This window comes from Paenibacillus sp. 2003 (assembly GCF_031455635.1).
GTDB classification, from domain to species: domain Bacteria; phylum Bacillota; class Bacilli; order Paenibacillales; family Paenibacillaceae; genus Paenibacillus; species Paenibacillus amylolyticus_B.
The window spans coordinates 1,804,880-1,820,369 of record NZ_JAVDTB010000001.1 but is presented as its reverse complement, the minus strand read 5'-3'; the positions used below and the strand labels follow the sequence as shown (position 1 = coordinate 1,820,369).

Genomic DNA, 15,490 nt, shown 5'->3' with positions numbered 1-15,490 from the left:
TCGAATCAACGCTTTTTTGAGTTTGTGATAAGTTTTTAAATAAACAGATTATGATTTGCTTGTGAGGCTTGTCCAAGATAGTAACCTACACCACCAATTTTAACTTGGTCTATTAATTCTTCACGCTGAATTCCCATTAAATCCATGGACATTTGGCAGGCAACGATCTCTGCTCCTTGTGCAATTACACTCTCTATCAATTCTTCCAACGAAGGCACATGATGTTTTTTCATCAAACCCCGGATCATTTTCGGGCCTGCTCCGAGCATATTCATTTTGGACATGCCAAGCTTCTGGCTGCCGCGAGGTAACATCATATCAAACATACGGCCGATCATGGTTTTGGATAACTCTTGCGGTTGCGGCTTACGAATAATACTCAATCCCCAAAATGTGAAAAATAGAGTTACTTTCCGTCCACTGGCTGCGGCCCCATTTGCAATAATGAGTGAGGCAATCGCTTTATCCAGATCGCCACTGAAGACAACCATTGTGCTGGCAGGATCGCTGATGAGGGAATCCGACACGGGTTGTGCTGTATTTTTAACAAGGACAGACTCAATTGTACCGCCCTTCATTCTTTCCAACTGCAAGATGGTGGAACCTGACATCGTGGCCCATGCTTTAACATCTTCATAGAAGCCTGGATCGGAAGCTTTCACGCGAAGGGTTTCTCCGTTCGAGAGTTGATCCATTTTTTGCTTCACTTGTATTAACGGCCCAGGACAACTTAATCCGCATACGTTCAAGTCATGATCAATACGCTGCGGCTGTGTCGAGTCAGCTGGAATAGACTCCTTTTCCTTAGCATCCAGCGCAGGAACATGATGATCTTGTTTTCCAGCAGTAAATGGAGCAGGTTTAAACTGGGCTTGACGGTATGTTTTATAACCACCACTCAAGTTTTTTACACTAAAACCATGCTGACGCAAAATTTGCGAAGCTGTATAGCCACGTAAGCCGACTTGACAGTATAGCCAAATTTCTTTGGATCGGTCTAATTCATCTAACCGCTCACGAAGCTCATCAACTGGAATAGAGAGTGAATCCGGAATATGACCATTTTGATGCTCAATTTCACTGCGAACATCCAGAAGTATCGACAGCCCCGGCTGACGATCAGCCAGTTGATTATAGGTGAACGTCTGAACACGTCCAGTGATCATATTCTCTGCTGCATATCCAGCCATATTCACGGGATCTTTGGCAGAAGAATATGGTGGCGCGTAACTCAGTTCAAGCTCTGTCAAATCCCGGACATGTCCTCCGAAATGAATGGCTACAGCAATATCATCAATTCGTTTATCCACTCCATCATAACCGACTGCTTGTGCGCCCAAAATTTTACCTTCCGGAGTAAACAGCAGTTTAAGAGTAATTGCGCTTGAACCCGGATAATACGATGCATGAGAAGCAGGGTGTACGATAACGGTTTGATATTCCACGCCGAGACGCTGTAGTGTTTTTTCATTACTGCCTGTTGTGGCTGCGGTCATTCCAAATACTTTGATAATGGATGTACCTTGTGTTCCTTTATAGGTAGAATGAAGCCCTGCGATACGGTCAGCAACAATCCGGCCTTGTTTGTTGGCAGGTCCGGCAAGTGGTATCGTTGCCTTCGTACCATGAATGGTTTCCGTTACTTCGATGGCATCCCCAACAGCATATATATGTGGCGCACTACTTTCTAAGGCTTCATTTACGATAATATGTCCACGTGCACCCAGCGAAATGCCGCTATTTTTCAAGAAATAGGTGTCCGGCGTTACGCCTATCGCAAGAATAACCATGTCAGCTGTTAGCGTATGACCATCCGCAAGTTCAACCCCTATACCCTGCTCCAGGGAATGGAATCCCTGAACACGTTTGGAAAACAGCAGGTTCACACCGTGATTCTCCATTTCCTGTGCTAATGCGGCTGCTAACTCGGGATCATATGGTGTGAGTACTTGTGCGTTCCCCTCAACCAATGTTACATCCAGACCAGCTTCCTTTAAATTCTCAGCCATTTCCACACCTATAAATCCACCACCTATGACGATCGCAGACTTGTTGTTAGAAGAACTTACCTGGTCTTTGATCCGATCAATATCGGGAATATTACGTACGGTATAAATTAGTGGATTATCCTTACCTGGCAGATCGGGAATGATCGGTTTTGCACCTGGTGACAATATCAACTCGTCATAGCTTTCTTCATATGCACCGCGCTCCTGTGACTGTATCTGAACCACTCGCTTCTGCGAATCGATAGCTACAACCTCACTTCTTGTGCGCACATCGATACGAAAACGATCTGCCATCCCTTTTGGCGTTTGCACCAGCAGACGCTCTCGATCATCGATTGAGCCACCTATATAATAAGGTAAGCCACAATTGGCAAATGAGATATAAGGCCCCTTCTCAAAGATAATAATTTCGGCATGTTCATCCAGACGGCGAAGACGTGCAGCTGAAGATGCACCTCCAGCTACCCCGCCAACAATCAGTACTTTTTTACTCATGATTCACAATCATCCTTTTCAAATAAAGTATTTATAATCTGTTCAACCCGTGGATCAGCAAGCACATAGTTCACTTCAAGACCATTGCGCTCTGTAGCAACAATACCTGCACTACGAAGCTTTTGGAGATGTTGTGACACTGTAGATTGGGGAAGATCCAGACATTCCTGCATATAAGAAACATTACATTTTTTTTTCATCATCAGTCCCCGCACAATGCATAAACGAATGGGGTGAGATAAAGCTTTCAGCAGATTAGCAGGTTCATCGAACTGCTTAATGTTATTGCTGTCAAAAGCGGGAGTGTTCAAAAGTATTCCTCCTAAATCGTTATATCGTAATAATACGATTTATTGATTCGCATGTCAAACGTATTCTGGACTGAATGCGTTTAATAAGTTACATACCCTCTCAACCCTACGGTTCCGGCTTGTTCCAGCTGGATGATAAAAATGCCTGCCAAAACCGCTAAAAGCGATATTTGACAGGCAATCATGCTGTATCAGGTCTTTATAAATAGCGATTTAATTAAACGCCTTATATTAGAGTATAACCGGCTGAATCAGTCCGTCCTTACCAAATAGAAGCGGGTCCATACATATTTCGCGGTGATACCCCTTTCCAGAGGAAAATCTGGATAGTGGGGTGACAAAACGGTGATAGGCAATCTGGTATTGACCCGTTTCGGAATCATTAAAGATACAGTGATGACCTGTACCCAGCAAGCCCTTCTCCACATTTTTGCTCAGGATTGGGTATCGATAGGTGATTGGACCATATAGCTGCTCTGCCGTACCGTAATTCACATGATAGTCTTCGCTGCCTGTGTCATCACAGGACCACGTAAAATGGTATAGTCCACCCTGCTTCAAAACGGTTACCGCCTCACGAAAATCATGCAAGCCCGCCAGATTGCTCATTGTGTCCTCAACGACACTTATCATGTCTTCATTAAGCTCCACAATGGCAGCATGTCCATTGCCAAATAGCAGATACGGTTTTCCATCATCTTCAATATAGATGGAGGGATCAATAGCCTGGCCCATGGTAATGCCCAGACGTTTCAACTGCTCCATGCTGATCAAAGGTTGCGACTCGGCCAGGAATGGACCAATCGGTGTATCTGCTACAGCAACGCCAATGGCACTCTCGCCGTTCAGCATTTTGCCACAGAAATAAAAATAGAACTTTCCGTTACGACTGGCAATTGCCGGTGCCCAAGCATTACCGGTTGTCCAGGCCACATCCTCTGTTCCCAGATCAAGGATAACACCTTCGTCTTGCCAATGCTTCAGGTCTGAAGAAGAAAACACCTTGAACTGTGTCCCCGACCACCCCTCGAAGCCATCTGTTGTTGGATACATATAGTAACGATCCTCAAACTTGGCGACATCAGGATCGGCATATTGTCCGGGAAGCACCTGATGACCATCCCCGAAAGCCGCTAGAAGCCGGCTGCACTCTTCAGCTGTGATTTGCAGGACACTTCCATGCCGCTTTTGAGTTGTTCCCATATCGAATTCACCATCAGGGACGATTCGGAATTCTCCGCTTCCCAGATCTGTTGTCAGCAGAGGAAGATACCCCTTGCCTTCAGCAAATCGATCAACAATCAGGCACCATTCCTCCCGGTCATTGGATTTAAAGATTTGAGGTCCCTCCACACCTGCCAAAGCCTCCAGTACCGGGGCTTGCAGCGTAACAAACGCCTCTTTGTCGAGAGAGTCTCCTTTTTCTACCCGTATGTTTTTGGTTGTTTCATCCTTGGAGTATCGATAATAAGAGCCATCCGCAGGAAGAATCGTTGTATCAATAATATGATTATCCCGCTCAATGTATTTTTCCGATGCCGAGAACGAACGAAAGTCTTTTGTACGAGCGCTGTATATTTTTTGTTTTCGTTCTTGCTCCTGAGGTTCTTGCGTCGCAGAAGCCCAAAATACAAGAAACTCATCTGTTATTTCATCATACACAGCTTCGGGTGCCCAGACACATCCAGCGCCCTCAACACCCAGTGTAACGTTCCATGGGGATGACCAGTTCACGAGATTGCTGGATTCCCATATAATTACGTCCCGGCTCCCGGCATTAACGGCATGAGTCCATCCTTTGCCGCTTGCGATGCGGAGATCCGTAGCAATCAGATAAAATTTATTATCCTTGACTGAACGAACCAAAAATGGGTCCCGCACCCCCTTTTCTCCAAGGCCGGAAAACAGCACAGGTGATCCGCCATTAAGGTCCTTCCAGTGAAGACCATCCTCGCTATAGGAGAAATAAACCTGCTCTCCGTCTGGTTGTTCGCCAATAAAATGTACAAAGAGATACCCATCATAAGTTGGAGTTGTTTTGGTCAATGGTAAAGAGCCTCCTGAAATGAAATTGACTTTATATTAACAGTAATACAAAAATGAAAGCGTTCTACTTATGTTGTATCATACTTCAAAAACAGCGGAATGAGTATGTTTTTATAATCTCGTATGTTGCAGATCATGTGAATCTTTCGGCGGAAACATATTGCCCTGATTGAGATGTTTGACTTGCTCCTCATGCAAAGAATTACCACATCGCCTTATTTTGTTTATTTTACCTCAGGCATACAAAATTCTTGGTTTTCATTTACAAATAAATGCTAATCTTCTTAATGATGAACAAATGAATATAGATTCATGCATTCATTTTTGTTTTCGAGATACGTTGAGGAGGAATCATTGTGAAATTATCCAAAAGAGTATTACCAGCGGTAGCGCTGACTCTGGCTGTCTTCGCTTCCACTCTCTTGTCTGCCGGACAAGCAAGTGCCGTTCAAGCTGTGAGTGTGGAGAAAAAACAAATCAAGAACATCATCTTCCTCATTGGGGATGGCATGGGGACCTCTTATACTTCAGCTTACCGTTATATGAAAGATGACCCTTCGATTAAGGGCATGGATAAAACCGTATTCGACCCTTATCTTGTTGGTGCACAAATGACTTATCCGGATGATGATAAACAAAATGTAACGGATTCCGCTTCCGCAGCAACGGCCATGTCGGCAGGCGTTAAAACCTACAATGCGGCCATTGCGGTTGACCCTGAGCAGAAGGAAGTCAAAACCGTACTTGAGCAGGCCAAAGAAAACGGCAAAGCCACCGGACTCGTGGCTACGTCGGAGATCACTCATGCCACACCAGCTGCATTTGGTGCCCATGATATCAGTCGAAAAAACATGGATGCCATTGCGGACGATTATTATGATGAGTTGATTAATGGCAAGCATAAGGTTGATGTCCTCCTGGGTGGAGGGAAATCCAATTTTGTGCGCGAGGGTCGTGATCTGACGAAGGAGTTCCAAAAGGCCGGATTCAGCTATGTGACGGATCGTTCCGCTCTCCTTGCCGATAAGAATCAACAAGTGCTGGGACTGTTTGCGGAGGGAGGATTGGACAAGATGATCGATCGTACTGCTGAAACGCCATCATTGGCTGAGATGACCAATACTGCGATTGATCGCCTCAGTTCGAACGACAAAGGGTTCTTTCTAATGGTCGAAGGCAGCCAGATCGACTGGGCAGGGCATGATAATGATATCGTTGGCGCAATGAGTGAAATGGAAGATTTCGCAGCAGCATTTCAGGCAGCTATTGATTTTGCCAAAAAAGATGGTGAAACCCTTGTCGTAGCTACTGCCGATCACTCCACGGGCGGACTTACGCTTGGAAAAGACGGAGAATACAACTTCTTCGTAGACCCGATCAAAGCTGCACTGCGAACACCAGACTTCATGGCAGCACAAATTGCGAAAGGTGCTTCGGTTGAAGAAACACTGAAAAGTTATCTGAAACTGGAGTTGAAACCTGAAGAGATTCAATCGGTGAAAGAAGCAGCCCAAACTGCGGATGTAACAAAGATTGATAATACCATTGAAGCGATTATTGATAACCGTTCATTTACGGGCTGGACAACAGGTGGACATACAGGTGAAGATGTTCCTGTCTATGCCTACGGACCCGCAAGTCATCGCTTCGCCGGTTTGATCGACAACACAGATAATGCCAAGATCATATTTGATATCCTCAGCAAGCACCAATAATTTGACAATAATACGGTAGTTATGATTATCCCTTCTCTTCTTTCATCTGAAGAGAAGGGAATTTTTTTCATTTCTGATGGTGTCACTCGACATCAATGGGATGCTTGATTTGATCCTCATAATAATCAATATAGATCCTGCCGTCGCTTCCTTTTACAGCATAGAATACATCGTTTATGTTCTTGCTTTTCGATTCAAGCTGTTGCATTAATTCCTTATCTGATATGCCATTTAGTTCTAGATTCTTGCTTAACATCGTTCCGTCCATAATTAACTCCACAGGCATGCGTTCAGGTTTGGACTCTACCTTCCTACGAACATCCTCAACCGTAGCCGTTCTATATTTATTTTTTTCATGACTGAAACTTGTCCATTCACTTCGAGTAAGGCGTACTCAACTTCCTCCATGTTGAAAATGTCTTTCTGTCTTAACATTTGGTTTAAGGAATCCAATGTCAGTTTATTCTTGGTGAGATTATTTTCAAGGATTTTGCCGCCTTCAATTAATACAGTAGGTGAACCTTCTGCCAGTAGACGGATTTTTCTGCTTTTCAGATTTAATTTAGATAACAGATAAGAGGTTCCGGTAAAAACAATTAGAGAAATAATCAGATGTGTAACTTCTATTTTTTCGTTAAAAGCTAGATTGGCAGCTATGGCTCCCATGATCACTGCGGTCACAAATTCATGGAAATTCATATTAGACAACGTTTGTTTTCCCAATATACGTGCAATACCCAATAATATCAAAAAGGCAAAGATACTTCGGAGGAAGATGATAAGATGTTCGTACAATACAAGCACCCTTTCACTCGTTAGATAATTATGGAACTCTTTTGAGTATTCACCTAATCGTCCTTAAATATGTTCGGTTGTTGGAACAAAACGTGGAGCCATTTTATAGGAGAATGGCGATTTTATTTCCGTTTGTGTTCGTTCTCGCTGCCGTATAGCCATGCATTATTTCCCATGAAGATGGGTACTCTAACTTAACCAACTATGTGTTTAAGGAGAGAAATTCGATGAATGCGGTTAACGACTGGTTGAGGCAGATTGCCCACAATTATATATTGATTGTTATTGCCGCGATACTCTTTTTTACGGTCAAAGCAATCATTGGATACTATACGTACAAGCATTATGATAAAAAATTGGATGCACTTACAGATAAGGTGGATCGCCTTCTGGAAGAGAAGACAACGGAGTGATGCGGCTTATAGTTAAACTACAGAAGTAACAAAGCTTTGGAGGAAAATTGCATGTTAGGAAACATTCTGTTGGGTATGGTCATTCCCATTATATTGGGTGTATGGATTCTGCGTCGGAACTTTACAATCCTTATTCTATATTATCCACTCGGTGTGGCTATTTCAGCATCCATCAACAATATCGGGTTTAATTACTTCTGGAATATTCTTCCGAATACTCATAATCAATCCTTGGCTGCTCTTCCAATGGACCTTGGAATCTATCCGATCGCTGGTTGCCTGATGATGTATACGATTTTAGTAAAAGGCGCCAAGCCATGGTTGGCGATCCTTGTTGCATCATTGTCGCTGACAGTAATCGAATGGCTTGCCAAAATGATGAGGCATGTCATTTATTTTAATGGATGGAACCTTCTTTGGACCTTTTTGTCATACCTCCTGCCATTTGTTCTTGCTTATGGTTACAGTAAAATATTGAGGTATACCAAGTGAAGTTTCACTGAAACTTTCGACTAATAAGGCCGGACATATGATATGGGTTAACGCTGATGGGCATACGTGCATATCTTAACTCATATTTGTCTTGGAGGGATTCGTAATGTATGTGGCATATCCTTATGGTTACAGGTACACTTTTACTCCGGTATGGGCAACATCATCAGCCGAAGCACTTGAATTAATCAAATCGGCTGTACAGGGAGAACGAAACGATGAAATTTTCTATGATTCACTGATTCAGTTGTCACCTGATGCCAATCAGGCTGCCATCATCACGAGCATCCGTAATGATGAACGCGGACATAATCAAATGTTTCGGCAAATGTACAAAGATCTAACGGGTCAGGAGATTTCGGGCGTAAGTAGTGAGCCGGTTGAGACGGTCACCTCTTATCTTGCTGGGCTGCAACAGGCGTTTCAAGGTGAATTGGCGGCCGTGGAAAAGTATCGGAAAATATGGTTTGGTCTCCCTTATGGCATATATAAAGACACGGTGTGGGGGATCATTCTGGATGAACAGAAACATGCGGATAAATATAACAATCTGATTACCTACAATTTGCCGAGATAGTCATGTAGAGGATAAATAACGCGTGGATTCGTTTCCAGAATAACAATTGGAATCAGCAAAAAACCAGTGAATGAGTTAAGTTCACTGGTTTTGCTTTGCGCAATCAATCTTTCAAAATCTTGATATTAAATCCACTCTTTCAACATATCAGGTTCCACATGAACGTGAACGGTGTATACGTCATGCTCCTCCATTAACTCGTTCTCCACGTCTGTACAGATATCGTGTGCTTGTTGAAGATCCAGCTCAGCATGGACTGTTATGACAACGTCTACTACAACGTTATTGCCATAGTTCCGCGCTCTCACGTCTTTAACTGTCTCTACGCTGTCAATTCCGGCAATCGTCTTTCTGTACTCCTGAATCAATTCAACATCAAAACCATCCGTCAGATGATGTGTGGCTTCCTTGAAAATGTCCCAAGCGGTCTTGCAGATCAGGAAACCTACGATGACAGCCGTTACAGGGTCCAGCCATGGGAGGCCGAACTGGGAACCCACGATCCCAATGACCGTACCGGTGCTCACCCAGGCATCTGAAATGTTATCACGAGCTGCAGCCATGACCGCCTGACTTTGAATACGTGTAGCAAGTCTCTTGTTATAGCGATAGACCACATACATGACAACCGCGCAGAAGATACCTGTGTACGCAGCGATGATATCCGGAGATTCATGTGTACCCCTGAACACAGAACCGATGGCTTCAAACAGTACTTGTAAACCTACCGCCATCATAATGAAAGAAGCAACTAGTGACGCAACAGTCTCTGCTCTCCAGTGACCATATGTATGATCTTTGTCGGCTGGGCGTTGGGCAAGCTTCAAACCGATCAGTACAGCTATGGAGGCCACAATATCGGTGGCATTGTTTAATCCATCCGCCTTTAGGGCTTCGGATCCGGCCATATTGCCAACGATCAGTTTTATTAAGGTCAAACATATGTAGGCGATAATGCTTATGATAGCTCCGCGCTCCCCCAGCTTTAGATTATCGTATTTTAGTTGATCCAAAAAGATATCCTCCTGCAATCTTCATTTCTAGCACGTGTATGATGGTACCATTGAAGATTTGTGTGGGTCTAGAGAAACGTTTTGAGTGTGACGAAACATAATCTGAAAGCGGCAATTTTTTTACGAGCATCCAAAAAAGTTGGATTTGGCAAACTTAAGTGCTTAATGGGTGGTAAGAGGAAGTTGGCCGACTGCCTTTCCTTGTAACCACACTTTCTTGCACTTAGATATAAAGAGCCGAATGGATCGTTTTGATCCACTCGGCCTCTTAGCGTTATTTTGCAATAATTTGTATAACATCACTTACAGTTGTTCCACTTCCATTCATAAATCACTGCACTTATTCAGAAAGTGTCGGTTCACCTTGCACCTCATTGGTAAGCAGCTCCGAATCATCGGAATGCCGTTCGAACATAACAGCGTCAACTCTCGTATAGATCATATCCGCAGGAAGCGTTGGTGGGTCTACCGTTGTAGGCGTAACTCTGGTTAACCGGACATACTCGCTGCCGTCACCTGTAAAGTCGAACGTCCCCAGATTAACCCAACCCGATGAGCCGGCCGTTGCATCGATATAGGTGACCTCGGTACCCGTTTTATGTTTCACTTCCACTTTGACATTGTTATCGTTTGCGGTCGTATGGACAAGTTTGTAGATCGAGACCGTATATTTCCCCTCTGGAAACTCGCCTTTCCACGTTGCTGATGATCCTTGAACTGTTGAATAGCGGGATTTAACCCCAATTTTGTATCCAGCTAAATTGCTTTGGCTCCAAGACCCTTCTGTCGTGTATAACCCTGTTGTATTTGTACTGTCCACGATAACCGTTAGGTCCCTGATCGTGATGTTCAAAGGCGGTGTGGTTAAGGTCACTCCGTCAATCGTGACAGTAGCCCATACCTCAATGTGATCCGTGTTCCCATCAAGATTAAGAAGAGTCAACAACCCACTGCTATTCACTTCAGCCAGATCCGTACGATCAACGAAATACTGCACATCGGCCTGTGTAAGATCACCGATCAAACCGTTATCCAAGTAGCCGGTTATGCTCAGTTGTGCGGTTTGAGTCATCTGCAACTCGTTCCGATCGGACATGATCACAGCAGACTCCAATTGCGGTATCCTGTTTGGGTCCACCCACATGATTGCATCGGCAACGACTCTGGACTTGTTGGCCTTATTGGTTAATTCCACGTACCCGCTATCGCCTGCAGCAAAAGGATAATCACCTAGGTGCACCCAAGTACCATTCGCTGTTGTCTCATCAACTGTCACCGTCTCGGAGCCGCCGCTATGATAAACGGTAAATGAGGCATTTGTTGCCCAATTTTCACTCGCAGCCGTGATTTGCGGAATCTTGTAATACACACTATAAGTGACACTTTCCGGCAGCTCAGGCCGCCATCTCATTTTGCTTGTCGCTGTGCCGGTCGTAGATTTGGCATACACATAGTTATCATAATAATAATCGTTAGCCGTCGTATCCCTTATCCAGACACCTTCTGTCTCCGCCTCCGTATTATCCACAATGATGGTTGAACTATCCTGCCCATCGGGTTGAACTGGAGTTTCCGATACCTGATTAGGCAGATAGAGTGTCCGCTTGCGGGTCTGCTTCCCCTCCGATTCCACATAATAAGTGAAGGTCTGGGATAAATCATCCACCCGTATCGACCATTCCATTGGGTATATCGTATCTGGCACGGTTGTGTACGTGGCCCCGCCATCCAGGGAATAATGGATTGTCGCTGGTTTCGTTGTTTTGGCCTGCACATAAGCATCATAAACCGTTTCGTCAGGCTTAACGATCAGCATGCCTTTAACCGCGTCAATTGGACTGTGGGTATCAAAGAAATAACTTGCATCCGATGTATCTGCCGTTCTGACCTGATGCAGCGGTACATCAATATCGAGTCCCTCTACAATTATCGCGGTGATGCCCTTGCCTGAAACCGTGGCTTGAATGATTCCACCACTCATAACCGTTTGCTCTGGTGTACCATTGTCACGGATGATCGTTACGGTGTAATCTTGTGCCGGGTTGAATCCAATGATTTGTTCATTTAATTCAATTGGAGTCTGAACTTCTTCTGAAGATGCGTTGCTTAACCCGATGTAGAATTTATCGCCGCTCTCACCCGTTATCCAATTCAATTGAGGATGGTTGGTTTTAATAATCCCCTTGGGCATCCAAAGCCAGACGTCCGAATTACCATAAAATTGACCTGGTTTATTCCCATAGAGGTGATATTTGAACCATAAAAAATTCGTTTCAAAAACGGAAGGAAACGTAATACTGCCGTTCGATTTCAATGATTGTTCGCTGATCAAATAATCCATCGTTTGCCCGAGTTGCCCCGGAATATGGTGATAATAGATGGATGTAGCCCCGCTTGGGCCTTCCAGAGGAAAGTCCGGTTCAAGTTGGCTAACGGCGAAGCCTTTATAATAATAACCTGGATAACTGGAATATCGGCCAATAACCGCATTATGAGCAATGTCCTGTAGCAGTTCATCCCCTGTATAAAGCGACAATCTTAGCATGAATGGAGCTTCCTGAGCATTCATTCGATAATAGCCGGTTGTACTTCCTGCTTCAAACGTCAATCCGCTTGGTGAAACAAGCCAACGCTCCGCTTGAACGCCTCCGGCAATATCTTCGGGAAGCTTAAGCCTAGGATATTGAAATTTACCACTCTCCGGCCAATGGAACGACTCCGCGTAATTATATGTCTCCGGCTGAGGAATCGTAACGTTACCTTCAGGAACTGGACGAGCAACAAACATGGTTGCATACCGTTTGGCTTCCTTATAAGCGGCATCCAAGTATTTGGGATCCTGAGTCTCCTCATATAGCTCCAAAATCTCCATCCATAGCTTGCTATAATAATAAATGAACTCATTTTTACTCACATCGACAGATGCAGGCGTATCGATATGTTGCGTGATATAACTGTCGGCTGCATCCTTTGCAGCTTGCAAATACTGCGCATCTCCCGTCATCCGATACATCATCAGGGGCTGAATGACAGGACCCCTGTCTTTCTGATCCGGGTCACGCACAAGGTACTCTTCCTGTGCCAGTGCCCCAATCCCTGCCGAAGTGCCCATCATCTGATTGACAGCGGCTACACTTGAAACATCGAACGGCAGAGTAGCCATTTTCCATAACGAAGGCACACCGTATACTTTCTTCTGCGTTGGCGACCAACCGATACCATTTCGCGATACGCCATACTGGACGGACGGCAGTGCTCTCGTATCGTATAGCTGGTCATCCCCAGTTAAATAGTAAGCTCCCAAAAGAACCGCATTTGAGCTTGTTCGGACGCTATCCTCGTTTTCGATATCGATAAAACCCTTGGCACGGCTCCACCACCCGCTGGGTGATGGGACATAATTCACAGAGTCGTCCCCTTGCGGCTCAACCTTAAGCAAATCGATCATATTAAACATCGCATCAGTAAGCGACTGATCTGACACATTTTCCCGATAAGCTGAATAACCATAATCATTGCGAAGAATATCCGCGTAGGACTCATACAGATTGCTTTTTTGAGCGATTAGCCCAATATGAAATTGATACGTGCTTTCTGCGGTCATTTGGGAATAAGTCCCTAATTGAGGCGCATACAGGATTGGCTGCACGCTGCCTTCGTTGTTGACCAGGCTCATGCCAAGCCGTTGTTTCGTAACGCCTCCCGTCGGTTCAAATTCAACCGGAAGCTCTGCCGAAGGTACAAATACGCCATACGTCAATGGATTTCCCGCACCATCATTTTTCTCAACCAGGCTCATCGGAGCGCTCAGCTCTCTTAAACTTGTTGATTCCACCGTACCTACCATTTTGGCATGTGACCTAAATCCATTTAACACTTCATTAATGCCCGAGACTGCCTCTGTTGTGAAGGACTGATATCCAATCACATAATTGCCGTCGCGGCGAGGCGTAAAGGCAAAAGAGACATCTGGTTTATCCCCTGCCATGGACCAGTTCACTTCAAAATCGTAATCACTGCCATGCGTAGAGTCGGTTAGTACCGCCGTCTGGCTGTCGGGAAAATGGACCCCGTCGAATGTAATCCAGCGTTTGTTCATCGTATCATAGTAATTGGTTCGGCTCCCCGCATTCCCGTCCAATAAAACCCATTGTTCCTCAAGTCTTTCCGATTCATTATTGATTGGAACCCAGTTCCCTGTCTCCGTGTTTTTGTAGAACATGTCACGAACGATGGATTTACCTTCATCCCATGCTGCCTCATAGAAGGTTGCCTTGTAATTAGCATTTTCGATGCTGCCTTTCTCTGTGTAACTGAGATTCGCTAAGGTACGGCTTCTTAGGGGGGGAAGCGGTGGTGCTTGTTGACGGATATTCCCCTCGAACTTGACTGCATCAGCCCGCGTTATAATTGTACCCGTAGAAGGCTGCGTTCGAGTCAGCCTGACAAATTCGCTATCATCACCACTAAACTCATACTCCCCCAGATCCACCCATCCAACCGATGGACCTGACGAAGGTCTAAGATCCATAAACTTAACATCCGTAATCCCGTTATGAACAATCTCAATTTTCACATTACTGTCTGCTTTATCCGCCCAATCCAGCTTATAGAACGATATTCTCGCCGTCCCTGCTTCCAAGCGTGGATTCCAGGTGATGCTTCTACCTACAGCGTCTGTAAATTTGGAACTGGAATTATTGTATCCCTTCACTCCTGCACTGGTCGTCCAATAAGGAGCGGAGAACCCGTTACTGACGTTGCCTGAATCAACAGTGATGACATGATCAATTGTGAGGCTCCCATCATCAATGATGATTGTCTTATGTGGCTCTTTCTGCCTTATATTCCCTTCGAACTTGACCGCATCAGCACGTGTAAGGATCGTGTTTGTGGTGCTGGTAGACCGGGTCAATTGAACGTACTCTTCACCAACCCCGGAAAAATAGTACTCTCCCAAATCAACCCAACCCGCCGGCTCGCCAGATGAGGGTCTTAGATCCATATAGACTACATCCGTAGTTCCATTATGAACGATCTCAATTTTCACATTGCTATCTGCTTTATCTGCCCAATCCAACTTATAGAACGATACTTTCGCCGTTCCTGCTTCCAAGCGTGGATTCCATGTTATCGTTCTGCCTGCTGTACTCGTATATTTGGTGCTGGAAAGATCATACCCCTTTACCCCTGTGCTTGTAGTCCAATTTGGAGCCGCATATCCATTGTTCTCGTTACCCGCATCAGGTGTCACAACATCATTGATCTTGATACTCCCGTCATCGATGATAATCGTCTGATAAGGTAAGGTCTCCGCATAAGCGGACCTTATTCCGATCAGGCTGAAAGGAACTACGATCATCAACATGAAAACGATGAAGAAAAACAGCTTCCTTTTGACCATACAATTCACAGCCTCTCCTTAAAATGATAACGCTTCCATAAGTGCATTGCCTTTTGCTCAAATGATTGTAAAAAAGCAATTAACCTTCCCCTTCTGCCTAATCCCGCTCTGTCGTTTTTATCTTAGCATGTTAGATTACGGTGAAATTTCTTTCATTTTAAGAATTTCTTATACGATTTTAAGTAAAAAAGAAACCTACATCCTAATTGATTGCTCAGTA

The 15,490-nt window shown here is 44.6% G+C and carries 11 protein-coding genes; 4 read left to right on the top strand and 7 right to left on the bottom strand.

Features of this window, described 5'->3' with window-relative positions; translation table 11 throughout:
- Positions 1 to 35: 35 nt before the first annotated feature.
- From J2X75_RS08045 to J2X75_RS08035, 3 genes are all read right to left on the bottom strand, one after another.
- Complete coding sequence (locus J2X75_RS08045; protein WP_310335585.1) at positions 36 to 2,504, bottom strand: FAD-dependent oxidoreductase; 2,469 nt, start codon at positions 2,502 to 2,504, stop codon at positions 36 to 38.
- Complete coding sequence (locus tag J2X75_RS08040; protein ID WP_124114836.1) at positions 2,501 to 2,815, bottom strand: ArsR/SmtB family transcription factor; 315 nt, start codon at positions 2,813 to 2,815, stop codon at positions 2,501 to 2,503. The genes J2X75_RS08045 and J2X75_RS08040 overlap by 4 nt, the downstream gene beginning before the upstream one ends.
- A gap of 231 nt (positions 2,816 to 3,046) precedes the next feature.
- Entirely contained in the window at positions 3,047 to 4,861 is a 1,815-nt protein-coding gene (locus J2X75_RS08035) for a glycoside hydrolase family 43 protein (RefSeq protein WP_310335582.1), read from the bottom strand.
- A gap of 350 nt (positions 4,862 to 5,211) precedes the next feature.
- Here J2X75_RS08035 and J2X75_RS08030 point away from each other — a divergent pair, with 350 nt between their 5' ends.
- Positions 5,212 to 6,576 carry an alkaline phosphatase gene (locus J2X75_RS08030; RefSeq protein WP_310336698.1) on the top strand — a complete coding sequence of 455 codons (1,365 nt, stop codon included), beginning with the start codon at positions 5,212 to 5,214 and terminating at the stop codon, positions 6,574 to 6,576.
- 82 nt (positions 6,577 to 6,658) lie between these two features.
- On the opposite strand, the gene J2X75_RS30415 is transcribed toward J2X75_RS08030, so the two are convergent.
- Both J2X75_RS30415 and J2X75_RS30305 read right to left on the bottom strand, forming a co-directional pair.
- Positions 6,659 to 6,844 carry a hypothetical protein gene (locus J2X75_RS30415; protein ID WP_310335581.1) on the bottom strand — a complete coding sequence of 62 codons (186 nt, stop codon included), beginning with the start codon at positions 6,842 to 6,844 and terminating at the stop codon, positions 6,659 to 6,661.
- Positions 6,845 to 6,879: 35 nt separating this feature from the next.
- Positions 6,880 to 7,380 carry a DUF421 domain-containing protein gene (locus J2X75_RS30305; RefSeq protein WP_483874286.1) on the bottom strand — a complete coding sequence of 167 codons (501 nt, stop codon included), beginning with the start codon at positions 7,378 to 7,380 and terminating at the stop codon, positions 6,880 to 6,882.
- Between the two features lie 218 nt (positions 7,381 to 7,598).
- Here J2X75_RS30305 and J2X75_RS08015 point away from each other — a divergent pair, with 218 nt between their 5' ends.
- From J2X75_RS08015 to J2X75_RS08005, 3 genes are all read left to right on the top strand, one after another.
- Positions 7,599 to 7,784, top strand: a complete 186-nt coding sequence (locus J2X75_RS08015; RefSeq protein WP_310335580.1) for a hypothetical protein — start codon at positions 7,599 to 7,601, stop codon at positions 7,782 to 7,784.
- Between the two features lie 51 nt (positions 7,785 to 7,835).
- Entirely contained in the window at positions 7,836 to 8,276 is a 441-nt protein-coding gene (locus J2X75_RS08010; RefSeq protein WP_310335578.1) for a hypothetical protein, read from the top strand.
- A 106-nt stretch (positions 8,277 to 8,382) separates the two neighbouring features.
- Positions 8,383 to 8,853: a ferritin family protein gene (locus J2X75_RS08005; RefSeq protein ID WP_310335576.1), complete on the top strand. Its 471-nt coding sequence runs from the start codon at positions 8,383 to 8,385 to the stop codon at positions 8,851 to 8,853.
- Between the two features lie 125 nt (positions 8,854 to 8,978).
- Here the strand turns inward: J2X75_RS08005 and J2X75_RS08000 are convergent, their stop codons facing one another.
- Positions 8,979 to 9,866 carry a cation diffusion facilitator family transporter gene (locus tag J2X75_RS08000; RefSeq protein ID WP_310335574.1) on the bottom strand — a complete coding sequence of 296 codons (888 nt, stop codon included), beginning with the start codon at positions 9,864 to 9,866 and terminating at the stop codon, positions 8,979 to 8,981.
- 340 nt (positions 9,867 to 10,206) lie between these two features.
- On the bottom strand, positions 10,207 to 15,270 hold the full coding sequence (locus J2X75_RS07995; RefSeq protein WP_310335573.1) for a golvesin C-terminal-like domain-containing protein: 5,064 nt from the start codon (positions 15,268 to 15,270) through the stop codon (positions 10,207 to 10,209).
- Positions 15,271 to 15,490 lie beyond the last annotated feature (220 nt).